At 41.2% G+C, this 25,171-nt stretch carries 22 protein-coding genes; 18 read left to right on the plus strand and 4 right to left on the minus strand.

The features are described 5' to 3' along the window. Positions 1–312: 312 nt before the first annotated feature. Positions 313–1,284, minus strand: coding sequence for a lipoate--protein ligase (gene lplA / locus ATH1_RS0106295; protein ID WP_010419069.1), 972 nt, complete (start codon positions 1,282–1,284; stop codon positions 313–315). Between the two features lie 797 nt (positions 1,285–2,081). Between lplA and dtd the strand changes: the two genes are divergently transcribed. Genes dtd through deoC form a run of 3 tightly spaced genes read left to right on the plus strand, consistent with a single transcriptional unit; the run spans position 2,082 to position 3,743 of the window. Beyond that, positions 2,082–2,534, plus strand: coding sequence for a D-aminoacyl-tRNA deacylase (dtd, locus tag ATH1_RS0106300; RefSeq protein WP_010419072.1), 453 nt, complete (start codon positions 2,082–2,084; stop codon positions 2,532–2,534). A 5-nt stretch (positions 2,535–2,539) separates the two neighbouring features. Next, entirely contained in the window at positions 2,540–2,863 is a 324-nt protein-coding gene (locus ATH1_RS0106305) for a nucleotide pyrophosphohydrolase (RefSeq protein WP_010419075.1), read from the plus strand. Position 2,864: 1 nt separating this feature from the next. Beyond that, positions 2,865–3,743 (plus strand): deoxyribose-phosphate aldolase, encoded by an 879-nt coding sequence (gene deoC, locus ATH1_RS0106310; RefSeq protein ID WP_010419076.1) that lies wholly within the window; start codon positions 2,865–2,867, stop codon positions 3,741–3,743. A gap of 175 nt (positions 3,744–3,918) precedes the next feature. On the opposite strand, the gene ATH1_RS0106315 is transcribed toward deoC, so the two are convergent. Further along, the gene (locus tag ATH1_RS0106315) at positions 3,919–4,893 is read right to left on the minus strand and encodes a polyprenyl synthetase family protein (protein WP_010419078.1); all 975 of its coding nucleotides are present in this window, start codon (positions 4,891–4,893) and stop codon (positions 3,919–3,921) included. Between the two features lie 655 nt (positions 4,894–5,548). Between ATH1_RS0106315 and ATH1_RS0106320 the strand changes: the two genes are divergently transcribed. The 3 genes from ATH1_RS0106320 to polA are packed head-to-tail and all read left to right on the plus strand — an operon-like array spanning position 5,549 to position 9,154. After that, on the plus strand, positions 5,549–5,863 hold the full coding sequence (locus tag ATH1_RS0106320) for an ArsR/SmtB family transcription factor (protein ID WP_010419084.1): 315 nt from the start codon (positions 5,549–5,551) through the stop codon (positions 5,861–5,863). A 32-nt stretch (positions 5,864–5,895) separates the two neighbouring features. Beyond that, the gene (locus ATH1_RS0106325) at positions 5,896–6,345 is read left to right on the plus strand and encodes a 6-pyruvoyl trahydropterin synthase family protein (RefSeq protein WP_029163988.1); all 450 of its coding nucleotides are present in this window, start codon (positions 5,896–5,898) and stop codon (positions 6,343–6,345) included. A gap of 43 nt (positions 6,346–6,388) precedes the next feature. Then, positions 6,389–9,154, plus strand: coding sequence for a DNA polymerase I (polA, locus tag ATH1_RS0106330; RefSeq protein WP_010419088.1), 2,766 nt, complete (start codon positions 6,389–6,391; stop codon positions 9,152–9,154). A gap of 459 nt (positions 9,155–9,613) precedes the next feature. Here polA and ATH1_RS0106335 read toward each other — a convergent pair whose 3' ends face one another. Then, positions 9,614–10,546: a radical SAM protein gene (locus tag ATH1_RS0106335; RefSeq protein ID WP_010419091.1), complete on the minus strand. Its 933-nt coding sequence runs from the start codon at positions 10,544–10,546 to the stop codon at positions 9,614–9,616. Positions 10,547–10,852: 306 nt separating this feature from the next. Here ATH1_RS0106335 and ATH1_RS0106340 point away from each other — a divergent pair, with 306 nt between their 5' ends. The 10 genes from ATH1_RS0106340 to ATH1_RS0106385 all read left to right on the plus strand — a co-directional run bounded on the left by ATH1_RS0106340 (position 10,853) and on the right by ATH1_RS0106385 (position 19,776). Further along, positions 10,853–11,722 (plus strand): cell division protein FtsX, encoded by an 870-nt coding sequence (locus tag ATH1_RS0106340; RefSeq protein ID WP_010419093.1) that lies wholly within the window; start codon positions 10,853–10,855, stop codon positions 11,720–11,722. Between the two features lie 58 nt (positions 11,723–11,780). After that, the gene (locus ATH1_RS0106345) at positions 11,781–12,056 is read left to right on the plus strand and encodes a DUF3098 domain-containing protein (protein ID WP_044114974.1); all 276 of its coding nucleotides are present in this window, start codon (positions 11,781–11,783) and stop codon (positions 12,054–12,056) included. 347 nt (positions 12,057–12,403) lie between these two features. Beyond that, positions 12,404–13,207, plus strand: coding sequence for an undecaprenyl-diphosphate phosphatase (locus tag ATH1_RS0106350; protein ID WP_010419098.1), 804 nt, complete (start codon positions 12,404–12,406; stop codon positions 13,205–13,207). A 95-nt stretch (positions 13,208–13,302) separates the two neighbouring features. Further along, positions 13,303–14,061 carry a tRNA pseudouridine(55) synthase TruB gene (gene truB, locus ATH1_RS0106355; RefSeq protein WP_044114957.1) on the plus strand — a complete coding sequence of 253 codons (759 nt, stop codon included), beginning with the start codon at positions 13,303–13,305 and terminating at the stop codon, positions 14,059–14,061. Between the two features lie 184 nt (positions 14,062–14,245). Then, entirely contained in the window at positions 14,246–15,295 is a 1,050-nt protein-coding gene (gene queA / locus ATH1_RS0106360) for a tRNA preQ1(34) S-adenosylmethionine ribosyltransferase-isomerase QueA (RefSeq protein ID WP_010419102.1), read from the plus strand. A 115-nt stretch (positions 15,296–15,410) separates the two neighbouring features. Next, the gene (locus tag ATH1_RS0106365) at positions 15,411–16,271 is read left to right on the plus strand and encodes a universal stress protein (RefSeq protein WP_010419105.1); all 861 of its coding nucleotides are present in this window, start codon (positions 15,411–15,413) and stop codon (positions 16,269–16,271) included. 77 nt (positions 16,272–16,348) lie between these two features. Next, positions 16,349–17,383, plus strand: coding sequence for an ATP-dependent 6-phosphofructokinase (locus tag ATH1_RS0106370; RefSeq protein WP_245531726.1), 1,035 nt, complete (start codon positions 16,349–16,351; stop codon positions 17,381–17,383). 489 nt (positions 17,384–17,872) lie between these two features. Beyond that, a complete protein-coding gene (locus ATH1_RS0106375; protein WP_010419109.1) occupies positions 17,873–18,577 on the plus strand; it encodes a phosphoadenylyl-sulfate reductase in 705 nt (234 codons plus the stop codon). An 8-nt stretch (positions 18,578–18,585) separates the two neighbouring features. Continuing rightward, positions 18,586–19,476: a glycosyltransferase family 2 protein gene (locus tag ATH1_RS0106380; RefSeq protein WP_010419111.1), complete on the plus strand. Its 891-nt coding sequence runs from the start codon at positions 18,586–18,588 to the stop codon at positions 19,474–19,476. Between the two features lie 18 nt (positions 19,477–19,494). Continuing rightward, on the plus strand, positions 19,495–19,776 hold the full coding sequence (locus tag ATH1_RS0106385) for an acylphosphatase (RefSeq protein ID WP_010419114.1): 282 nt from the start codon (positions 19,495–19,497) through the stop codon (positions 19,774–19,776). Between the two features lie 37 nt (positions 19,777–19,813). On the opposite strand, the gene ATH1_RS0106390 is transcribed toward ATH1_RS0106385, so the two are convergent. After that, complete coding sequence (locus ATH1_RS0106390; protein WP_010419116.1) at positions 19,814–20,119, minus strand: YciI family protein; 306 nt, start codon at positions 20,117–20,119, stop codon at positions 19,814–19,816. Between the two features lie 124 nt (positions 20,120–20,243). Here ATH1_RS0106390 and ATH1_RS0106395 point away from each other — a divergent pair, with 124 nt between their 5' ends. Both ATH1_RS0106395 and ATH1_RS0106400 read left to right on the plus strand, forming a co-directional pair. Further along, complete coding sequence (locus tag ATH1_RS0106395; RefSeq protein ID WP_010419118.1) at positions 20,244–22,751, plus strand: YfhO family protein; 2,508 nt, start codon at positions 20,244–20,246, stop codon at positions 22,749–22,751. A 332-nt stretch (positions 22,752–23,083) separates the two neighbouring features. Next, positions 23,084–24,790 (plus strand): S41 family peptidase, encoded by a 1,707-nt coding sequence (locus ATH1_RS0106400; protein WP_010419122.1) that lies wholly within the window; start codon positions 23,084–23,086, stop codon positions 24,788–24,790. Positions 24,791–25,171: the final 381 nt, after the last annotated feature.

Consider the following 25,171-nt stretch of genomic DNA (forward strand, 5'->3'; position numbering starts at 1 on the left):
ATTTTTCCCTTTGAAGTACAAGGTTTTTAAGCAAATCTTAAATTAAATCTGTGCCTGAGAAGGGGTACTTGTAAACGACTTGCAGATTGAAAAACTGGTTTGTGATTAAAAGAGATTCACTGTTCAAAGACGCGTTGGCCTGTCCGTTTTCAGGCCTGGCGGTTGGCGGGAAGGCTTAATGGGCGCCTTTTCAGGCCTTCCGCAATGGCCGGAAATTAAGTCTGACGTGGATTGACAGGTTTAAACGAACCAGACCTTTTGGTTCTTTTTGGGGCGATGCCCAAAAGAGACTTTTAGGAGTGGACTCATCTTTTAAAATACCGTTTGCAGTATTGCTTCTGTTAATTCCGGGGAGAATCCGTTAAGCTTGGCTTTTAGGTGATTCTTTTCATGGTAGGTTTCCTTCATGGCATTTTGGGCTTTTTGTATTTCATTCTGATCTGGAAAGTTACTTTGAATATCAATATCTTTAATTATTCCTTTTTCTACTTTTAATTTTATTGAGAATATGTAATTTTGTGATTTACTTCTTTTTCTGAATTCATATACAGGACTGTAGCCATAGTTCCATTCCCACGTTTCATATTTTTCTTTTTTCAATTGGTTGATTTGGTGTAGCTCTTCATCAGTAAAATTATATGGTATTGCCTTAAATTTGAATGCCAGTTTTTGACCAAGTTCCTGCATAAACTCAGATGGTGACATATCAGTTTGTATTATATCAGAGATGTTGATGACTTCGCTTCTGACCGATTTTACCGACTTATCCCTGAATTTTACTGTCCCTGTTTTTAAACTTTCAGTAAGATGCTTCAAGTTGGTTTTATAAAGTAAGGTTCCATGATGCATTGATCGTGATTTATAAACATGGCAGGCATTTCCCGAAATTTTTTTGTAGCCTGCCAGCAGATCATTTCTTTTCCCGTGCCTTACCTCAATACCAAAACCCTTAAGAGCTTCAACCACAGGTGTGGTTGCCCGTACAAAATCGACCAATTTTCCTGGTTCACCGTTTTCAATGAGGCAGTAATTGATGTTCCCATGGTCGTGGTATACGGTGCCGCCGCCCGAAAGACGACGGAAAACTGGAATGTGGTTCTCCTCCAGATATTTGAGGTTGATTTCCGAGAGTGTATTTTGATGTTTCCCGACGATCACTGCCTCCCTGTTTATATAAAGAAATATTATGTCTTCTGTGTGATCTCTTAATAACACTTCTTCGGCTGCCAGGTTGAATGCCGGGTCATCTGTTTCACTTGTTAAGAATAGCGTACTTTTGTCCATTGTCGTTGTACATTTCTAATATTGCAATATCGGGGACTTAAAAGTCAAGTAATACTTCAATAAAAACGTATAAAATTTTAAATTACAATTTTTAATGCCATATATATAGTTGATATTCTTTGTTGGATTCAAATTCCTATAATAGCAACTAAGCTTTATTTAACGATCATAGATAATCCGAAGATTCCGTTCGACTATTGTGATGAGCCATAAAAATACTATTTTTATGATGCCGGTGTCGTGTCAATTATTAAATAATGTGTCAATTATCTTTACATTTATGAAATGAGCATAACAAGGTTTGTCACAAATGACATGTATAAACAGCATCTAACCTATAATCATCAAAGAAACCAAAAACAGGGAAAGATTTTTCGTCGTTACCGCCTCAGAATGACATTAGACAGTTTGTCATTCTGAGCGGAGCGAAGAATCTCATCAGTAGCAAAGAGTTTTTGAATAATAAAAAATGGCTAAAAAAACTTTGTTGTAACAAGAGAAAGATTCTTCGTCGTTACCTCCTCAGAATGACAAGAGGCCCTTTTTCATTCTGACGAAGGGGAGAATCTAAAAAAGCAAACAGACTAAAATGTGATTTTTATTGATGTTAATAAAAATAATCTGTGTTCATCTGCGTCAACTGTGATGAACTCTCAACCTTAACTTCAATCTCAATCTCAATCTCAATCTCAACCTCAACCTTAGCTGTTTGTCATTCTGAGCGAAGCGAAGAATCTAACATCAATTAAAGTATGATAAGTTGCATCTTTTTAATAACTTAGGCTAATTATATACGGATGAAAGTTGTAATTCAGCGTGCCTCGCGGGCTTCTGTAACCATTAATAAAAAAGAAACCCGAAGTATCGGAAAAGGTTTACTGGTTTTTGTAGGAATTGTTGAAAACGATGGTGAGGAAGACATCAAATGGCTGGTCAATAAGATAATTAATCTTCGTATTTTTGATGATGAGCGAGGGGTTATGGATCGTTCTGTTAAAGATATAAACGGTGAGATTTTGGTTGTCAGCCAGTTTACACTTCATGCCAGGACAAAGAAAGGCAACCGGCCGTCCTACGTGGATGCGGCAAGACCTGACGTTTCTATGCCCTTGTACGAATCATTCAAAACAACGCTTTCATCCGCTTTGGGGCATGAGGTCGTCTCCGGGGAGTTTGGCGCATCTATGGCCGTTGAGGTTATGAACGACGGCCCTGTAACGATTATTATAGATACCAAAAACAAACATTGACGATCATGCATATACGGGAAGCACAAGCCAGAGTTGACGAATGGATTAAAGAGCATGGAGTAAGATATTTTAATGAACTTACCAATATGGCCATACTTACCGAGGAGGTCGGCGAGCTCGCAAGGGTGATGGCTCGAAAATACGGCGATCAATCTGTTAAGGCCGGCGAAGAACTCAGTTTAGAGGAAGAGATGGCAGATGTTTTATGGGTTCTTGTTTGTCTGGCCAATCAGACCGGCGTTGACCTTACTGCTGCGTTTGAGCAATCGGTGATAAAAAAGACGCAACGCGATAAAAACCGTCATAAAAACAATCCAAAACTAAAATAAAATGGAAGTAACGGAACACCTTCTGGGGAAATATGGAAAATATCTTCAGCAAATGCCGTCGTTTGAAGGCTCCTCAAATCTTGGGGAGTATATGATTCCCGATAATTTGAAGACCATATTTTCGTGTATTGACCTTACGAGTCTGAATACCACCGACAGTGCAAATTCTGTTCAGGCGTTTTGTGATAACCTGATTTCTTTTCACCGGCAATATCCCGATCTGCCTTTAGTGGCAGCGGTTTGTGTTTATCCTGTTTTTGCCAGCGTGCTGAAAGCCCGGATTGGAAAGCTTGATGTTAAAAGAGCAGTTGTTTCTGCAGGCTTTCCTTCTTCGCAGACTTTTCTTGATTTGAAAATTCTGGAGACCAGAAAGGCGCTTGAACTGGGGGCCAATGAAATAGATATTGTCCTGTCGGTTGGAGAATTTCTTGAAGGTAACCACGAGCTCGTTATGGAAGAGATAAAAGCCATTAAATCAATAATGGGAGATGCTTTTCTGAAAGTTATACTTGAAACAGGAGCTTTAGTAAGCACAGAGAATATTTGGGAAGCATCGATCTTATCAATGGCTGCCGGCGCCGATTTTATTAAAACCTCAACCGGGAAACTCAGTCCTGCTGCCACTCCCGGTGCGGTGTGGATTATGGCTCATGCTATTAAGGCCTGGTACCGGGAAACCGGCATAGCTGTTGGTTTAAAACCTGCAGGAGGTATTTCAACTACCGACGATGCTTTGGTATATTATGGTATTGTAAAAGAGGTGCTTGGTGATGAGTGGCTTACACCAGAGCGTTTCAGGATTGGCGCCAGCCGACTGGCCAATAATTTGATGAGTGACCTTGCCGATCTTGAAGGAAGAACATATTCGAAATGCTTTTAAAACGAATAAAAAAATTGCGGGACAAAGATCATGAGTACAGTATAAAAAGCATATTTTGTCAGGATTCAGACGTTTTAAATTTTTGTACCGGAGTTAACTTGTTGTTAATGAGGATTCAAAATTTTAAAACAACAATGAGTTTGTCAACAAAGATGCTTTTTATGCGGGGCTAATATCATATTTTTCGGATAGTAGTATAATAAACCAACTCTTCCAACCCTTCGCGGACATCACTTTCGGGAAAGGTTTTCAAAATGGATAGCGCTTTGTCCCTGTATTCTGTCATTTTTTTTCGGGCATAATCTATGCCTCCGTTCTCTTTGACAAATTCAACGACGGGTGCAATTTTTTTCCCGTTTTTATGATGTTTTTTTATGGTGCTGAGAATCTGTTTTCTTTTGGCAGGAGATTGTTGCGAGAGCACGTGGATGAGAGGAAGCGTCATTTTTTTCTCCTTCAGATCATTGCCGGATGGTTTTCCTGCCAGGTTGGTCTTTTCATAATCCAACAGGTCATCCCTTATCTGGAATGCAATGCCCAGATTCAGTCCGAAGTCATGCATCTTTGACACGTCTTCATCCGTTGCGCCCACCGAATATGCACCGGCAGAAGTGCAGGCAGCGATAAGAGTAGCTGTCTTTTTTCGGATAATATCATAATAAATATCCTCAGTAATATTTAGTTTTCTTGATTTTTCAATTTGGAGTAGCTCTCCCTCGCTCATTTCTTTCACTGCTTCCGATACAATTCTGAGTACTTCGGTTTGGTTCTCTTCAAGTGCTTTAATAAGTCCCATGGCAAGATAATAGTCGCCAACCAGTACGGCAATTTTAGAGCGCCATAAAGCATTGATGGAAAAAAAACCACGCCGCTGATAAGTTTCGTCTACTACGTCGTCATGAATCAATGTGGCATTATGAAGAAGCTCAATTAATCCGGCTGCAGTATAAGTGCCATCGTTGACTGTTCCATTCAGTTTTGCCGACAGGAAAACCAGCATCGGGCGCATCTGTTTTCCCTTACGGCGAATCAGGTAATTGGTGATAATGTTGAGCAAAGGGATTTGTGTGTCGAAGTTCTTCTTATAATAGGGCCCGAACTTCTTCATTTCCTTTTCTATAGGAAATGTTATTTTGGATGATATCTTCATTGATATTGGTTTGTTTATCTCTATTTCTCTTTTCAAACCGAAACGGAATGATTGTTCCGGATTTATTTAGATTCTGTCCCTCAACTGTGAGTGCAGTATAAAAAGCCTTCAAACTGCTGATTTTTACCATTTTTACCCCTGACCCCTAAAGGGAACTGCTAAAAATCAGCAGTTTGAAAAAGTCCCCTTTAGGGGATTTAGGGGTCAAAAGGCTTTTTAGACTGTACTCAACTGTCAAAAATAACAAATTGATGCGTATTTGTGTTTTAACCGCTCTTAAATATCAATGTCATCTATATATTTGGATATTTTAAAAATTTAAATATCTAATAATCAAAATATCTTCATTATATTTGTCTGTTAGTAAAATGGTAATTATATCGTTTCCGGCGGTTAAAGATCAGATCATTACTGAATGGCTTTTAGGATATTCAAATGTTCAACGAACGATATGATGTAGAGAAGCAATAATGAGTGCAGTATAAAAAGCCTTCAAACTGCTGATTTTACCATTTTTATTCCCCTGAGCCCTAAAGGGAAAACTGCTTAAAATCAGCAGTTTGGAAAAGTCCCCTTTAGGGGATTTAAGGGTCAAAAGGCTTTTTAGACTGCACTCAATAATTTACCCCGAAAATTTTGTTGAAAGTTATTGACAATGGAAGTACAAGCAATGAAAATTAAAGACCTTGATGCTAAACAGCTCGATCGTGCCGCGAGTATGCTTAAGGCAATTGCGCATCCCATGCGTATCGCTATTTTAAGTCATCTTGAAGATGGTAAAAAGTTAACTGTCACCGAAATTCACAACTTGTTGAATATTGAGCAAAGTACTACTTCTCATCATTTGGGCATTCTTAAAGATAAAGGTGTTCTGGCATCTCAACGAGAAGGTAAAAACACTTACTATTTTCTGAAGCACGATAGTTTACGGAATATTGTTGAATGTGTCAGCCGTTGCTCGGTTGACTGAAATTTTTCTGATATTGTATTGAAGGGCAGATAATGGCGAAGATCAGATTAACGAAAGAGTTCCGTTTCGAAATGAGTCACGCTTTGTGGAATTACGACGGATTGTGCAAAAATATTCACGGACACTCTTACATCCTGCAGGTAACAATAATTGGCGAACCCTGTAATGATGAAAATAATCCCAAATACGGAATGGTCATGGACTTTGGCGATCTGAAGAAGATTGTCGAACAGGAAATCGTTGAAAAAATGGATCATTCTCTTGTTTTGAGTAACCGGGCAGATGCCGCTCAACTATCACAGATAACACAGCTCACCGACCGTCTCCACCTCGTTTCTTATCAGCCCACTTGTGAAAACCTCCTGCTTGATTTTGTGCAGAGAATAAAGACACGGCTTCCCCGTCACATCAAACTTTTTAGTCTGAAACTACACGAGACTTCCAATTCTTTTGCCGAATGGTATGCTTCCGATAATGAGTAGTTGTGCTTTTTTTCTTAATTTTCGGGAATAAAGCCGATACATCATGTCTGAAAAAGAAAAAAAACTCTTTCTTCTTGATGCTTATGCGCTGATATTCAGGGCATATTATGCATTTATCCGAAATCCCCGTGTTAATTCCAAAGGACTTAATACCTCGGCCATTTTTGGGTTTACCAATTCGTTGCTCGAAGTGTTGAACAAGGAAAATCCTTCTCACATCGCAGTGGCTTTTGATCCGTCCGGACCGACTTTTCGGAACGAACTTTACGAAGCATATAAAGCCAACAGGGAAGCGACACCGGAAGACATCAAAAAGGCAGTTCCTTACATCAAGAAAATATTGGAAGCCTTCAATATCAATATTATTCAGGTTGACGGGTATGAGGCGGATGATGTGGTGGGAACCTTATCGCGAAAGGCTGCAGCCGAAGGCTTTAAAACTTTTATGGTAACCCCTGATAAAGACTATGCGCAGCTCGTTACGGAACACACGCTGATGTACAAACCCAAATCGGCAGGAAATGAAATTGAAGAATGGGGCATTGACGAAATACGCAAAAAATTTGGTGTCGAAAATCCCGGGCAGGTAATCGATCTCCTCGCACTCTGGGGCGATAGTGCCGACAACATTCCTGGATGTCCCGGCATTGGTGAAAAAAGAGCGAAGGATATTATCAGCAAATATGGCTCTATTGAAAATGTTTATGCCCATATCGATGATTTTTCCGGTAAACAGAAGGAGAATCTCATCAAGTATAAAGATCAGGTCGAGCTGTCCAAAAAACTGGTAACCATTAATATCAATGTCCCGATTGAATTCGATGAAAAATTATTCCTGCATGGTAGTCCCGATCTTGAAAAACTTCAACCTGTTTTTGAAGAGCTGGAGTTTAAAACACTGTGGGAGAAAATTGCAGGAAAACCAGGAAATTCGGCCACTCAGGGCTCTCTTTTCGGGGATGAAGAAGCGACAGACATTCCTTCGCGATCATCGAAAAAAACAATTAATGAAACAAGCCATCAATATTATCTGGTTGAATCGCAGCAGGCACTTGATGCATTGGCAGCCGACCTGAGCGTGCAAAGCGAGTTCTGTATTGATACGGAAACCTCGGCCATTGATGTCTGGAAAAATGAACTCGTCGGTTTGTCTTTTAGCTTTAAGAAAGGGGAAGCCTACTATGTTCCTGTTCCTAAAGACAAAAAAGAAGCACAAAACATTGTGGGCAGATTTGCAAGTGTGCTTCAGGATAAAAAGATTCTAAAGATCGGGCAAAATCTCAAATACGATTACCTGATGCTGAAACGTTACGGCACTGATATAAAGGGACCCTTTTTCGATACAATGGTTGCTCATCACCTGGTTCAGCCCGGACTGAAGCACAATATGGATTTTTTGGCTGAAACGTATCTGAATTATACACCGGTTTCGATTGAAGAACTCATCGGTGCCAAAGGAAAAAACCAGGGCAGTATGATCAACGTCGATAAAAAAATCGTGGCCGAATATGCCGGAGAAGACGCCGATATTACTTTCCAGCTTAAAGAGCCACTCCTGAAAGAACTTCAGAAATATAATATGACCTCTCTTTTTCAGGATATCGAAATGCCGTTACTGAAAGTATTGGCGGAAATGGAATATACGGGTGTTTGCCTGGATACCGGTGCCCTGAAGGAGTATGCCAAAAAGCTACAAAAGCGTATCCGGGAATTGGAAGCGCAGATAGAACGTGAAGCAGGCACCGAATTTAATGTTTCAAGCCCGAAACAAGTGGGAGAAGTGCTGTTTGAAAAAATGAAAATCGACGATAAAGCCAAAAAAACCAAATCGGGACAGTACAGCACCAACGAAGAAATATTGCAGAAACTTCGCGACCGCCATCCCATCGTTGAGCATATTCTTGAATATCGAGGCCTTAAAAAATTATTAAACACTTATGTAGAGGCATTACCTAAATTAATAAATAAAGAAACGGGAAGATTGCACACTTCTTTTAACCAGGCAGTAGTGGTCACCGGCAGACTGAGTAGCTCCAATCCTAATTTGCAGAACATACCCATCCGTGAAGAAGAAGGACGCGAGATGCGCAAAGCTTTCGTGGTTTCGGACGATGATCATCTTTTCCTGAGTGCCGATTATTCTCAGGTGGAGCTACGTCTGATGGCTCATCTGAGTGAAGACAAAAACCTCCTGGAAGCCTTCAACAGAGGGGAAGATATCCATGCAGCCACCGCGGCCAAAATTTTCAAAGTAGAAGTTGATAAAGTCACCCCGGATATGCGGAGAAAGGCAAAAACAGCAAATTTCGGCATTATCTATGGAATTTCGGCTTTCGGACTTTCCGAACGATTAAATATTCCACGTGGTGAGGCAAAAGAAATCATTGATGAATATTTTCAGAATTTTCCCGGAGTCAGGCAATATATCGATCGTGCCATCAAGCAGGCGCGCGAAAAAGGTTATGTGGAAACCATGTTTGGACGCCGTCGCTATTTGCCCGACATCAATAGCCGCAACAGTGTTGTTCGGGGAGTTGCCGAACGAAATGCTATTAATGCGCCCATTCAGGGAGCTGCTGCCGATATCATTAAAAAAGCCATGGTTGCAGTGGACAGGGCTTTTGAACAGGAAAACCTGAAAAGCAAAATGGTACTTCAGGTTCATGACGAATTGAACTTTGAAGTTTTAAAATCTGAAGCCGATACTGTAAAGCAAATTGTTAAAAAAGAAATGGAATCGGCCGTTTCACTTAAAGTACCGCTTGAGGTGGATATGGGAATCGGGAAAAACTGGCTTGAGGCTCATTAGCTGTTTAATGAAATGGTCTATGTCCATAAGCCCGAGAAAATTTTCACTAACTTGTTCCGGCTATAAAAAAGTCGGGAGTTGTAACAAATCATGTGTTTGTTCACACAGTGCCGGTTGCAAGACTCGCGAAGCCCGCAAAAACGGTGTTTACTTTCATCCGTATAAAATTAGTCTAAGTGATTGAAATGATGCAACCTATCATGCTTTAATTGATGATAGATTCTTCGCTCCGCTCAGAATGACAAACTGTCTAATGTCATTCTGAGGAGGTAACGACGAAGAATCTTGTTCCATGCCTCTGGTTTCTTTGATGATTACAGGTTAGATGGTATTTATACATATTTTTGCATGGGAGTTCCATCAGGCCAATGACTTAGACTAATTTTATACTGATGAATATTTTGGTGGCTGGAGTAACTCACCAAATGGGTACTTTTTGAACAGATACTAACCACTTTTCTATGCAATCCTGTAAAAGATTCCCCGTTCTCCTATTTCGGTTGTAATTTTGCCGTTGGCATGTAAAACATCCAGGTATTTATTAATTTCATTAACATGTAATCCCAAAATGTATCGAAGATCATCAATGGTGCAGGGACGCCGTGCAATGGTTTCAAGAATGGCGTATTCGGTGTCGTTGCGGTAAGCTTTGGATTCTTGCCTTGTGGTGGTAGCTGCGACAACTTCAACATTTTTCGGCCCCAGTTTTTTCCGGATATTCTCCAGTTCTTCCCTTGATGCGGCTCTTAAACCCTCTATGGCTCCGGGGCGATCCAGCGTGTTTAGTTGAATACGGTGAGGCTGAATTTTATCAATCGCCTTTTTCAGTGCTTCAAGTTCTTCTGTGTTATCATTGTAGTCGGGGAGGATAAATATTTCGAGCCATATTTCGCCTTTAAACTCCTTTCGAAATTGGATGAGGCCGTTAATATGGTCATCAACCGACAAATGTTTTTCAGGACGGTTCAGCTTTTTAAAGGTACTGTTGGTTGCTGCATCCAGAGAGGGTAGCACAACATCGGCATTCATTAGTTCTTCTCTCACCTTCTTGTCTGAAAAGAGGGTCCCGTTGGTCAGCACAGCGACTTTTAAATCGGGATAATTTTCTTTGATGAATTTGAGAACATCTCCTATTCTTGAATTGAGCGTTGGTTCTCCATAGCCCGAAAAGGTAATAAAATCCGGAGCAGGCTGATTCTCAAGATAGGACGTCAGCTCATTTATCACTTTCTGATAAGGGACGTATTCCATTCGTTCAGTTGTCAGCTTAGTAGTAAGCCCTACTTCGCAATAAACACAATCGAGTGAACAGATTTTTCGGGGAACCAGATCGATGCCCAGCGACATCCCCAATCGTCTTGAAGGAACCGGGCCAAAAATGAATTTATACATAATTCTTTGGGCTGTTTTATGAATTTATGTGCTAAGGAAGTGACATCAATATTTTCTCAAAGTTATAACTCTTGTTTAGAAATTGTACAAACAAGTATGGTTTTAACATATTTTTTTGTCAGCCTGTCGGGGACGAATAGGGGTTTGCATTAATGCGCTGTGTCGATACTATGTCATATTTCTGCGTGTCGGTAACTTTTATCACATCTAAAAATCTGACGATTTGTTAATTCCCGGTCATTTTTAACGGGTTGGTGCTTATTTCTGTTATATTTGCATTCTGTTAGGGAAAATGTTTTAAACCCCATGAGCAATACTGCCGCCAAACGAAAACTTAGAAGTTCCTATGTAACAACCGTGATAAGTATATCACTGGTACTTTTTCTTTTGGGTATTATCGGGCTTCTGATCCTGAACGCTCAACGGCTGTCAACTTATGTAAAAGAAAACCTGGGATTTACCATTTTGGTGAACGACAATTCCCGCGAAGCAGAAGTTCAGAGGCTTCAAAAAATTCTGAATGCATCATCCTATGTTCGCGAAGCTGTTTATGTGAGTAAAGAAGAAGCTGCTGCCATCATGAAAGATGAACTGGGGGAAGACTTTGTCGATTTTCTGGGATATAACCCGCTGTTATCAAGCATCGAAGTTAAGGTTTTTGCCGAATATGCCAATCCTGACAGCATGGCGGTTATTGAAAATCAGATTTTGAACTTTCCACAGGTAAAAGAGGTTTATTATCAGAAGAATCTGCTTCATGCGGTCAACGAAAATATTGAGAAAATAGCCATCATACTGGGTGGGTTTGCCATCCTGCTGTTGGTTATAGCCATTGCTTTAATTAATAACACCATACGATTATCGGTCTATTCCAGGCGTTTTTTAATCAAAACCATGCAGTTGGTTGGAGCGACACGGGGCTTTATCCGGCGCCCCTTCCTGGTAAAGGGCATATTGCATGGTTTGGCCGGTGCTACCGTGGCCATTGTTTTGCTTTCGGCGCTTATTTACGGCCTCACTAATGAAATGGAAGGGATGATTGGTTTCGACAACTTTTGGTTGGTTGGAACTCTTTTTGCCATTGTGATAGTTTTAGGGATATTAATTACACTGGTTTCCACTTTTTTTGCCGTAAACAAATATTTACGACTGAAGGCTGAAGATTTGTATTTTTGAGCCTGCAAAAAATGTGATTGGCGAAAAGAGACTTTTAGGAATTAAAAAGAAAGGTAATATGCCAAAAAAAATGACAGAAAAGAAATCGGAGATGGCGCTTGAAAAACAGAATTACCGGTTACTCGCCATCGCATTCATCATTGTCGTCATTGGCTTTGTGTTAATGACCGGCAGTAGTAATGAAGACCCGCAGATTTTTAACGAAGACATTTACAGCTTCCGGCGTATTACCCTTGCGCCTCTTGTTGTCTTATTCGGCTTTCTGTTCGGTATTTATGCCATAATGAAGAAACCCGCCGATACCAAAAAAGGCAAGAAGCAGGGGAAAGAATAACTTTTTAAATTACCTGAGGCTATAGCAGAACCTGTTTTTCATGTCTGATTCCGGTTTACCCGCAAAATTTTAAATAAATCAGGTTAAGCACCATTCAACTATGTCTGCCTTTTTTATCGGGGCGGACATTTTTAACGTTAAATAGTATCTGTTCATAAAGTACCATTTGGTGCGTTACGCTTGTCGCCAAAATACTCATCCCCAAGTTGCTTTTGTAAGTTTTTTTAATAACAACCCAATAAAAAGTTCATTCGGGACACCGTTTTTGGCGGCCGTGCAGGCATTGCAACCAGCACTTTCTGAACATACACCAAACAGGAATATTTATTTGGCATATAATAAATTAGATGGATTGGTTTGAAGCTTTAATATTAGGATTGATTCAGGGATTGACTGAATTTTTGCCGGTGAGCAGCAGCGGTCATCTTGAAATCGGGAAACATCTATTTGGAATTGATTCCCCGGACAGTTTGCGTTTTACTGTTGTTGTTCACGGAGCTACCGTTTTGAGTACACTGGTGGTTTTCAGGCAGGATATTGTTTCGCTTCTTCTCGGGCTCTCGCGTTTTCGGTGGAATGCGGAAACACAATATATTGCAAAAATCGCTGTTTCAATGATACCCATTGCTATTGTCGGGTTGTTTTTTAAGGATTATGTGGAAGAGATTTTCGATGGTGACAATATGTTGCTCGTGGTTGGACTGATGTTGTTGATAACCGCAACGTTACTGGCTTTTACTTATTTCCGCAAATCGGGGGAGCGCGATATAGGTTTCTGGGATGCTTTAGTGATTGGTGTTGCTCAAACCATAGCTGTGCTTCCGGGAATTTCGCGCTCAGGGGCAACCATTGCAACCGGTTTATTAATCGGGAACAAACGTACCGAAGTGGCACGTTTTTCGTTCCTTATGGTATTGGTGCCGATTTTGGGCGAAAATATTCTCTCGTTGTTGAAAGCGGATGTTTCTCAAGCTTCTGTTGATGGAGCTATTGGCCCATGGTTTCTTCTGACAGGATTTTTGGCTGCTTTTATCAGCGGGTTGCTGGCCTGCCGGTGGATGATAGAGATTGTCAAAAAAGGCCGGTTGATCTATTTTGCCATCTATTGTGCCATTGTTGCAGGTTTGGCAATCGGGGCCTATTTGTGGTAATTTTGAATGAAGACCTGACTTAAATATTCCTGATAACTTTTGAGTTTCCGGTAGAGGTGCAACCGGAAAAGAAGAAAAGTTTTATTCAAACTTACATGGAAATAGAAATCACAACAGATATTTTACAGATTGATCACCCAAAGGCCTTTTCTGAAGGTCGGATTTTTTTGATTGATAAGCCCTACAGATGGACATCCTTCGACGTAGTGAAAAAGATACGCTCGCGCCTGCAGCATGGATTAAAAATAAAGAAAATAAAGGTTGGTCATGCAGGCACATTAGACCCGCTGGCTACTGGTCTGGTTATTGTTTGTACCGGAAAAGCAACAAAAAACATTGACCGGCTGATGGCTGAAGAAAAGCACTATTTTGCCAAAGTCAAATTCGGGGCTACAACCCCTTCTTTCGATCTTGAAACCGAAGTTGACAGAGAATATCCTTACGCGCATATCAGGAAAGATGAGATTGAGACTGCTCTGAATCGGTTTTTAGGCGAACAACAGCAAATACCACCCGGGTTCTCGGCCATCAGGATAGATGGCAAACGCGCTTATCAAATGGCCAGAAAAGGGGAAGAAGTGGAAATGAAGGCCCGGGAAGTGATATTTCACGAATTAAAGTTATTAAACTATCAAAACAGTGAAGCTGAAATCTTTGTGCGCTGCAGTAAAGGGACCTATATACGCTCTTTTGCCCGCGATCTGGGGATAGCCCTTGGTTCCGGAGCTTATTTGTCCGGTTTGAGACGTACGGTAATAGGGAATTATAGTATTGATAAAGCTATGACCATTGAATATTTTGATAATCAGTTTAATATTTTAATAGAAAAATGGAGAAACAACGGACTTATATAATTTATTGATTATTGTCGAAGAAAGGCAGTCGTTGTGTGAATCACAAATAACACCCGGGAATTGATGTGAGAGAAAAAATAAGAAAAAATTTTTTGAAACAAATTGACGATTCCTGCGTATAAATTAGGCTTATTTTTGTGCGAAATTTTGAATTATAAACCATACAAAACTACAAGGCGGCATTATGAAATTGTCAAAGTTTAAATACAAATTGCCAGAAGAGCTTATTGCATTGCATCCCGCACCTAACCGCGACGAATCGCGTTTGATGGTGGTGCATAAGGACACCGGGAAAATTGAACACAAAATTTTTAAGGACATCATTGATTATTTTAATGAGAAAGATGTTCTTATTTTTAATAATACAAAAGTTTTTCCGGCACGGTTGTATGGGAACAAAGAAAAAACAGGTGCCGAAATAGAGGTATTCCTGCTTCGTGAATTGAACAAAGAACAACGATTGTGGGACGTGTTGGTGGATCCCGCCAGAAAAATCCGGATTGGAAACAAACTTTATTTTGGAGAAAATGACACATTGGTAGCAGAAGTTATTGACAACACAACTTCACGTGGCCGTACGCTTCGGTTCCTTTTTGACGGCTCTTACGAAGAGTTCAAGAAGACGCTTTACAGTCTGGGAGAAACCCCTTTGCCCAAGTTTATTAACCGAAAAGTTGAACCTGAGGACAGAGAACGCTATCAGACCATTTTTGCCAGGCACGAAGGAGCTGTGGCAGCGCCAACCGCCGGAATGCATTTTAGCCGTGAATTACTGAAACGTTTTGAAATAAAAGGGATCGACTTTTCTTATATTACCCTTCATGTTGGCCTTGGCAGTTTCAGGTCTGTCGATGTTGAAGACCTGACCAAGCACAAAATGGATTCGGAACAGATTATTATTCCGGAGGAATCGGCCCGTATCATTAACAGAGCAAAGGATCAGCGCAGAAGAATTTGTGCGGTTGGAACAACCGTGATGCGAACCATCGAGAGTTCTGTTTCGACCAACGGACATGTGAATCCTTTTGAGGGATGGACCAATAAATTTATTTTTCCACCGTACGAATTCAGCGTTGCCGATGCAATGGTTTCCAATTTTCATCTGCCTTATTCCACGTTGCTCATGATGGTGGCAGCCTTTGGCGGTTATGATTTGATTATGAAAGCATACAAGACAGCCGTAAAAGAGAAATATCGGTTTGGAACTTATGGCGATGCAATGCTTATTATCTGATTGCAACGATAAAGAATTATATCCCCGCATTCTCTTATTTTTGAATGGGGGATTTTTTTATTTTTTTGTAACTTTTGCTGTATTATTGGGTAATTTGCTATAACCTTTTAAAGCTATGATAAACATCCTTGTTCCCGTTACATTTACCGATTATTCGGTCAATGCACTTACTTATGCATTGACCCTCGCCGGTAAATTTCCGTCGAAAATAACTATCTTGCATAGTTTTCCCGAATATGAAGACCTTGAAGAAGAGGCCGCACCCGACATGCCGAACTCCGAGGAGAGCATACGACGAAGGGAACAAGATGCCAGAGACAGGCTGACCGCGCTATGCCAGGCGACCATCAACAAGATGACTACGCTTCAGGATCGCAATGTTGAGTTGCAAAACAGATTTGAGTTTGGATATCCTGAAGATGTGATTATACAAGTGTGTAAGGAGATGAATTCCGATGTGGTCATTATGGGAACCAAAAGTAAAGGGGAAACCATAAAGGAACTGCTCGGAAGTATTACTGCTGATGTAATGAAGAGAGCCGAATCCCCCGTTCTTGCCGTGCCGGCAAATTCGAAAGTCGACCTCGATAAACTCAGTAAGGTTTTGTTTATTACCGATTTCAGCGACAGCGATTATATTTCCATCCATAAGCTGGTTCGCCTTATTACTCCGTTTCATACCGAAATACATGCCATCAGGTTTGTTAATCATAAACCCGATAAAGCAGAAATAAGAAAACAAGAGCAATTCAGAGACTATTGTAAAGCCACATACCGGAACCACCGGATGAAATTTGGCTTTGAAAAGGGCGAACCGTTTATTCCTGCTCTTGAGAAATATGTTGGTGACAATAATATAGATTTGATCGCTATGACCAAACGAAAACGCAATATGATTGCGCAATTGTTCAGCCCTGAAATTACGCGTAAAATTCTTTTTCATACCGATATTCCTTTATTGGTATTTCATCCCTGAACGGGATTGACTTTTGCCTGTTCTTAAAGCAAACCCGGACGAACAGATATATTTACTGAGAACAAACAGCGCTTAACATGGGAAATAAAAAAATGAAAATAGGGATTCTTTCTGCCGGAGGCGATTGTCCCGGTATCAATGCCACCATCAGGGGCATCGGCAAAACAGCTATTGTTGAATACGGGATGGAGGTGATTGGCATCGCCAATGGTTTTACCGGCCTGCTGGAGAAAGATGTTATTCCGCTGAATGAACAGCTTTTGTCAGGTATTCTCACACTGGGAGGAACCATCCTGGGAACTTCCAGAATGAAACCTTTTAAGCAACAGGAAGGAGACATTGTCTCTGATAAACCGCAGCTTATTAAGCAAAACTATAAAGAACTCGGCCTGGATGCATTGGTTTGTATTGGTGGCAACGGTACCCAGGAAACAGCTAACCTTCTCAGTCGCGAAGGACTTAATGTGGTTGGAATTCCCAAAACCATCGATAACGATGTATGGGGGACCGATGTTACTTTCGGATTCGATACGGCACTGCATATTGCCACCGAGGCCATCGACCGGCTTCATACCACGGCCAATTCACACAAACGTGTTATGGTGATAGAGGTGATGGGACACCATGCCGGATGGATCGCCCTTCACTCAGGAATTGCAGGAGGTGGAGATGTTATTCTTATACCCGAACTGGAATATGACATGAACGTTGTTGCCAACTGCCTCATTGAACGCAGCCGAAAAAAGAAGCCTTATTCTATTGTTGTTGTCGGTGAAGGAATTAAAACCGGCAAAAAGAAAAAAAACGCAGGCGCGTTTATTGCCAAGAAAATACGAAAATTGACCGGTCTCGAAACAAGAGAAACGGTTCTCGGTTATATTCAGAGAGGAGGAAGTCCGACACCGGCCGACCGGATTCTTGCTACCCGTTATGGTGCTTATGCTGCTCAAATGATCTACGAAGGAAATTTTGGACAAATGGTTGCCATACGTGGGAATGAGATCATCAGTATCCCGCTGGAAGAAGTTGGCGGTCGTCTGAGGCTGGTCGAACCCGAAAACGGACTGGTGAACAAGGCACGTCACATGGGTGTTTGTTTCGGTGATCAATAGAATACCGAAAAGGTCTGATGAGTGCGGTCTAAAAAATATATTTAGTACCTTATCTCTAATTTTGTTGTATGTTTTGGCAAAATATTTATAAATGGCTGCGCCATTTGTACTTTGGATCACTGAATTTGCGCGAATTAACGCGAATTTAGTCGCATCTTTGATGCGACAATCATTTGTGTCATTGACAACATCATAATTGATTTTTTAAGGTGTTCTCGAACTCCTTCCAGACGTGTCGATGACGACAAAAAATAATTGCGTAGCAATTAGCTAATCCGACAAATTATGACTATAGCTTTTTAGTTATTTTTCGCTCTGGCTTGTCCAGGTTAGGAGTGGCTCATTATCAGATATAAGATAAAGCAAACTTGATAAGGGATATCGTTGTTCCAATGACTCAATGACAAGAATATATGAGCATGTGAGTCCTTTTGATAAATCGGAACAGGCTATTCGGCCAATAACTTAGACTAAATTTATACTGAACTGATGAATAAATCTAAAATTGAAGAACTGAATAAACGATTTCCGGAGAAAGACCCCGCGGAAGTGCTTACCTGGTTCCTTAATGAATATGGAGACAGGGTAGCACTCTCGTCAAGTATGGGGGCCGAAGACCAGGTGCTGACTGATATGGTACTGAAAATTAAACCGGATGCCCGCATCTTCACGCTGGATACCGGGAGATTATTTCCGGAAACTTACGACCTGATTGACCGTACCAATAAAAAATACAATATCAAGATTGAAGTGCTGTTCCCCGATTACAAACAGGTGGAAGAAATGGTCAACGCCAAAGGAATCAATCTTTTTTACGAAAGCATTGAAAATCGTAAGCGTTGTTGCCATATCCGAAAGATAGAACCGTTAAAACGTGTTTTTAAAACTCTTGACGCCTGGATTTGCGGGCTGCGTGCCGGACAATCGGTGACACGCCAGAATATTCAGGTTGTTGAGTGGGACGATAACAACGGGCTTATTAAAGTTAACCCTTTGGCCCGTTGGTCCGAGTCCGAGGTGTGGAACTATATTAAAGAAAACAAGGTTCCTTATAATCCGCTTCACGATAAAGGATATCCCAGCATTGGTTGCCTGCCCTGTACACGGGCTATTGAGCCATGGGAAGATGTACGAGCCGGTCGATGGTGGTGGGAAAATCCCGAAAGTAAGGAATGCGGTCTGCACAAACGTTAACCTTTCGAATGATTTCTGTATGCGTTCCTGTATATAATGCTGATGTGCGAAGCCTCGCGCATCTTCTTTACAAACAGGCCGGGCAGTTGGCTGTCCCGGTGGAACTGGTTTTTATTGATGACGGATCCGATGAACATTTCAGGAAAATAAACCAGGAAGTTCATAAATTTGGACGATATATTGAGTTATATCCCAATATAGGAAGAGCCCGGATCAGGAACCTGTTTTTAAAATATGCTGTGTATAACTATTTGTTGTTTCTGGATTGTGATGCACAAATTATTTCAAACGATTTCTTGGAGAATTATTTATCGGCCATTCCATCCGATTATGCTGACGTGGTGATTTGCGGGGGCAAGATTTATCCGGATGAAAAGCCGGGACGAAATCGCCGTTTGCGATGGCGATACGGAATTTTGAAAGAAAGCTTTACGGCAAAGGAACGAAGACGATTTCCGAATCGTTCTTTTATGAGCAATAATTTTTTGATCAGTCGTCAATTATTGGTTAAATTTCCTTTTGATGAAAGTTTATCGGGATATGGACATGAGGATACACTTTTTGGGTTCAACCTGAAGAAGAATAACATCAACATTGTTCATATAGACAATCCTGTTATGAACGGGGAACTGGAAACCAACCAGGAATTTTTGAGCAAGGTTAATCAGAGCCTTTTCAATCTGAAGAGAACATTGGAAATAACCGGTTATGATCAAAATTATATAAACGATAATAAATTATTGCGGTTTTACTATGGCAACAGATGGATGCGATGTTTATTTATTCCGGTTCTCGGAATGGTCCATCCGGTGATAAGAATTTTACTTGCCAGAGGGTTTGTCAGCATTTGGTTGTTGAATATTTACAAATACAGGATGTTTGTTAAACAAATGCGGTAAACAATAAAGCTGAAACAAATGAAGCGGGTCAGAGTAATAATAAGTGGCAGAGTACAAGGCGTAGGATTTCGCTATTTTGTACAGGATAATGCACTTCGCTTTGGGATTAACGGATATGTAAAGAATATGCCGGGAGGGAATGTGGAGATTGATGCAGAAGGAGATGAAGAGCCATTGGAACGTTTTTTAATGGCATGCAGGCAGGGGCCACCACAGGCAAGAGTTGATGACTTTGTTATTCAGGATGTCCCGGTATATGGATATACCCGCTTTCGCATACGGCATTGCAACGATATTTGAGAATTTTTTGAGTATGAGTGCGGCATAAAAAGCATCATTAATCCTTTTCATCATAAAAAGTCAGCAGATCTTCAATTTGCTCACAATTGTTATCGGGGGAAAATTCAATAATTTGATATTGGCCGATTCGTTTTTTGTAAAAAGGGTCCTGATTCAGTAACGCATGCAGACTCTCAATATCTTGCAGGCAGGATATAATTACTTCGCCGGTATTGGGGGTTCGTGGGCCTGAGGTGATAATATTGCCCTCTTCCGTTTGTTCTTTAAGGAAGGATTTATGTTGTTGTTTAACGGCGTTGATTCGGGCATCAGAGCTGCGGTATTGAATCAGGATTACGAACATTGAGCAAAGATTTTCTATATTAAAAGTATATACGAAAATGCATAATTAAAGTTTCAGCCGATAGGAAGGCTGCTTCGTAAACTTTATGTATATTTCCGACCCGAAATCACAAAGTATTGTTACGATGGAAATTCAAAAGCTTAGACCAACTTTCAGTTTTGCCGGCACCATTGTTTTGTTTGTTATTCTGAGTTTCGTTTACTTCAGTCCCGTCCTGAAGGGATATGAGTTGCCCCAAATGGATAATATTCATGCCATCGGGATGTCTCGGGAACTTGTGGAACATGAAGAGGCTACCGGCGAACATTCATTCTGGACCAACTCTATGTTTGGCGGTATGCCGGCCTATCAGATTAAAGGCGACTCTTCGGCCAACATTTTCAGCTATATCAACCGAATTGTGCGTCTTGGATTGCCTTACTCTACGGTTGCCATTTTGTTTCTTTACCTTCTGGGCTTTTATGTCCTTCTTCGAAGCATGAAAATGGGGAAGCTATTATCCGTTCTGGGAGCAATAGCTTTCGGATTCGGGTCCTATAACATTATCATTATTATTGCCGGGCACATCACCAAGGCTTATGCCATTGCACTGATGGCTCCGGTAATTGCCGGTATTCTGTATACACTCAACAGCAATAAATGGAAGGGGGCATTTTTTACTGCCTTCACCCTGGGTCTGCATCTTGCCTACAATCATGTGCAGATTACTTACTATCTTTTTATTCTTGTTTTGGTTTTGATGCTCAGTCGTTTCATCTATGCCTGGAAAGATGGTCAAATCAGGGATTTTCTAATCAGAGCTGCAATCCTGGTTGGAGCCGCACTTTTGGCGGTTTTGCCAAACTTGCCACACCTTTTGCCCACATACGAATACGGAAAATTTAGTATCAGGGGGCCTTCCGAATTGGAGTCTTCCACGAAAGAGGGAGAACAGGATACCGGCCTCGACCGTGATTATGCTTTTGCCTGGAGTTACGGAAAAGCTGAAACGCTGACGCTCATGATTCCCAATGTAATGGGGGGTGCTTCCGAACCTTTGTCAAGAAATCCACGGGCAATGGAAGAGGTGGACAACAGGCTGAGAGAAATTGTAGGACAACAATCGCAATACTGGGGAAGCAAGCCCTTTACCTCAGGCCCGGTTTATGTGGGTGCGCTGGTTTGTTTTTTCTTTGTTCTCTCATTGTTTTTCTACAAAGGACGTGAAAAATGGTGGTTGGTTGCCGCAACGATACTTTCCATTATCCTGGCATGGGGGGAAAACCTGGAATGGTTTAACTATTTTATGTTCGACCATTTCCCACTCTATAATAAATTCCGGACTGTTGAAATGACGTTGGTGATTGCAACGGTCACGATCCCTCTTTTAGGGATGACAGGTTTAAAAAAGATCATTGATAATCCTGCATATATTCGCGAACAGAGCGGTAAGTTTCTTGCTGCTTTCGGGCTTACCGGTGGCGTTGCATTGATCTTGTACTTATTTCCCGATTTGTTTTTCAGCTTCATGAGCCGGGAAGAAGCAACTGCCCTTGCACAGCAAAAGCAAAATATGCCCGATCAGGCTGCCCTGATTGATCAGGTGATTATGAACATGAAACAGGCACGCATGGTTTTACTGAAAAACGATGCGTTAAGGTCATTCTTTTTCATTTTACTCGGGAGCGGCTCTCTTTGGTTGTACACGACCAATCGTGTTTCGAAGAAATACATTCTTCCGGGATTAGTCTTGCTGGTACTTATTGATTTATGGGGTGTTGACAAACGATATTTGAACAGCGACGACTTTGAAGCGCCCAGGCAGAGTGCCAGCCGGTTTGAGGAGACAAAAGCCGATGCATTTATTTTGCAGGACGATGATCCCAACTTCCGGGTTTTTACCATTTACCGCAATCCTTTTACCGAGGTTAATACATCCTATTTTCATAAGTCAATAGGCGGGTATCATGGCGCTAAACTACGGATATATCAGGACATCATTGATTATTATCTTCAAAACAACTGGCGTTTGCTCATGGGACATTTCAGAAACGGCGGTTCGGGAGACGAGGCGTTGGACCTCTTGGCCGGGATGCCGGTTTTGAATATGCTCAATACAAAGTATGTTGTTTATCATCCGGGACAAGAGCCCGTTGAGAACATCCATAATTACGGGGATGCCTGGTTTGTTGATAACGTCAAAGTTGTGACTTCAGCCGAAGAAGAGATATCCGGCCTGAAAAATGTGGATTTGCAGAAAACAGCTGTCATCAGACAGGACCGGCTCGATAATTCCTGGAACTCGTATCAGAATGACAGAGAAGGCGGGAACATTGAGTTAATATCTTATGCACCCGATAAGCTGACCTACAAAGTAACATCTCCCGGGAAGAAAGTGGCAGTGTTCAGTGAAATTTATTATCCTGCCGGATGGAATGCTTACATCGACGGAGAGAAAACTGAAATAAAAAGAGTGAATTATATCCTTCGGGCTTTAATGATCCCCGATGGGGAGCATACGGTTGAATTTCGTTTTGAACCGTCATCAGTCCATGTGGCCAATACCCTTGCCATTTTGGGAGGCCTATTAATCCTTCTTTTTGCCGCTTTCCTGCTGTGGAAATATAAACCCGGCTGGTTTAGAAAGTCTTGATATTTGTTGAAGAGAAGCATCCGGCATGGCATGATTTGTGTTTTATTCGATGAAGGGAGTATGATTTTCGTGTTACACGGAATATCTAATAAAAAAAGCAATATAATAAAGAAGGACGTTTTTTGTCAAAATCAAGGCGTATTGAGTTTTTGTGTCTGAGATAACTTATTGTTAATGAGGATTATCAATATAAAATTTGTCTGAGTCATTGATTGAATGAAACTCGAATGCAAGGACTTATACATATTTTATTGTGATAATCCTTGGCAGGCTGGTTTCAGCAGCCCTTGATTTTCTGGAAAACATTAATTATACAACAATAAATAGTAACAATGAAGAAATTAAGAGGAAAAAAGTGGCTGGGATGGACCACCGGGATAGCGATTGGTTTAATTATTTCTCTGGGATTTGTATCTGCAAATAATGAAGAGAGGAATTTTTCCATTGTAAAAAACCTTGATATTTTTTATTCACTCTTTCGTGAACTGAACACTTATTACGTGGATGAAACAGACCCGGAAGAACTGATTGAAACAGCCATAGAAGCCATGCTTGAGTCGTTGGACCCTTATACTACCTACATTTCCGAAACCGAGATGGATGATTTTAATTTTATGACCACCGGCGAATATGCAGGTATCGGTGCACTCATTACCCGCCTGGATGACTATGTTTGTATTTCCGAACCTTACAAGGGCTTTCCGGCCGATGAAGCCGGACTCAAAGCGGGCGACAAAATCCTTTCAATCGATGGCGTTGATATGAAGGGCAAAAGCACAGAAGAGGTGAGTAACAAACTAAAAGGCCCGGCTAATACCGAGGTGAAAGTAGTTGTTCAACGTTACGGAGAAGAGAAACCACTCGAAATTAGCATCATCAGGGAGAATATCCAGATAAATCCGGTGCCTTACTATGGTCTGGTAGAAAACAACACCGGCATTATTGTGCTGAATAACTTCACCCATAATTGTTCCCGTGAAGTGGAAAAAGCGCTTAACGATTTAAAAAAGCAGGGGGCTGAGAAAATTATTCTTGATTTAAGAGGTAACCCCGGCGGTTTGTTAGATGAGGCAGTTAAGGTTGCCAACCTGTTTGTTCCAAGGGGTTCGGAAATTGTCAGCACCAAAGGGAAAATTAAACAATGGGACAAAGTTTACAGTGCCACAAAAGCCCCTGTCGATACACTTATTCCCCTCTCTATAATGATAAACAGAGGCTCTGCATCGGCTTCCGAAATTGTGGCCGGCGCTATCCAGGACCATGACCGGGGAGTGATTGTCGGAAACCGGTCTTTCGGTAAAGGACTGGTTCAGACCACCCGAAACCTTCCATATAATGCTAAGTTGAAAGTAACAACCGCAAAATATTACATCCCCAGCGGGCGGTGTATCCAGGCGCTGGATTATTCGCATCGAAATGAAGACGGAAGTGTGGGATACGTCCCCGACTCACTTGTCTCGGAATTCCAGACCGATAACGGGCGTACGGTATATGACGGTGGCGGAATTTCTCCCGATGTGTTGGTGCCCCGCGATACCCTCAGTAATATTGCTTATGCCCTGATGGCACAGCAAACCATTTTCAAATATGCAAATGCCTTTGTTTCTGAAAATGTTTCCGTTGCAAAACCGGAAACGTTTGTGGTGTCGGATGATTTATATAGCGACTTTACTGATTTTGTGACCTCCCTTGATGATTTTAAATATACTTCTGCCAGTCGCGAACGTTTCAGAAAATTGGTTGAGGCAGCCAAAGAAGAGGGATATTATGACATCCATCTGAACGAATTTAAAGCACTGGAAGAGAAACTCGATGTGGATGTTTCGTTTGACTTAAAAACATTCCGTGATGAGGTGGATGACCTTCTGGGCAATGAGCTCATGAAACGTTACTATTATCAGGAAGGCGCCATTAAATATGCTTTGAAGCACGATAAGGTTCTCAAAAAAGCGCTTGAAGTTTTAAATGACGAAGCTCAATACCGGGGCATTTTGAGCGGCACTGTTTTAAGCCATGCCGGTGACCGGCTTCACCGGTAGAAATATCGGGAATTACTGTTTTGGGGTTTCTTCGCTCTTCATCGATCAGAATCAGAGAGCAGGGTGAAAGTGACCCCCGGGCAGAAGTAATAAATTTAGATGCTTTTTCGACCGTACTCACTCAATAATTGTATCTTGAGTTAGATGAAAGAGACTTTTAGGAATGAACTCAAAATGCCGGGGTATCTAAATGGATATCCCGGGTTTTTTATGAAACAGCAAAAGAATAAACTTTTTTTCTTTTCTGTCGTACAACGCATTAGGGTCAAAATTTTTCTTTTTGAATTGGAACTTTTAACATTTGGGTTCATTATTTTTTTCTCATGAGCGAAAGAAGCAAAAGACCGTACTCATGAATTATTTTCACATGTTCTCGTATCT

This window comes from Anaerophaga thermohalophila DSM 12881 (genome assembly GCF_000191885.1).
In the GTDB taxonomy this organism is placed as follows: Bacteria; Bacteroidota; Bacteroidia; order Bacteroidales; family Marinilabiliaceae; genus Anaerophaga; species Anaerophaga thermohalophila.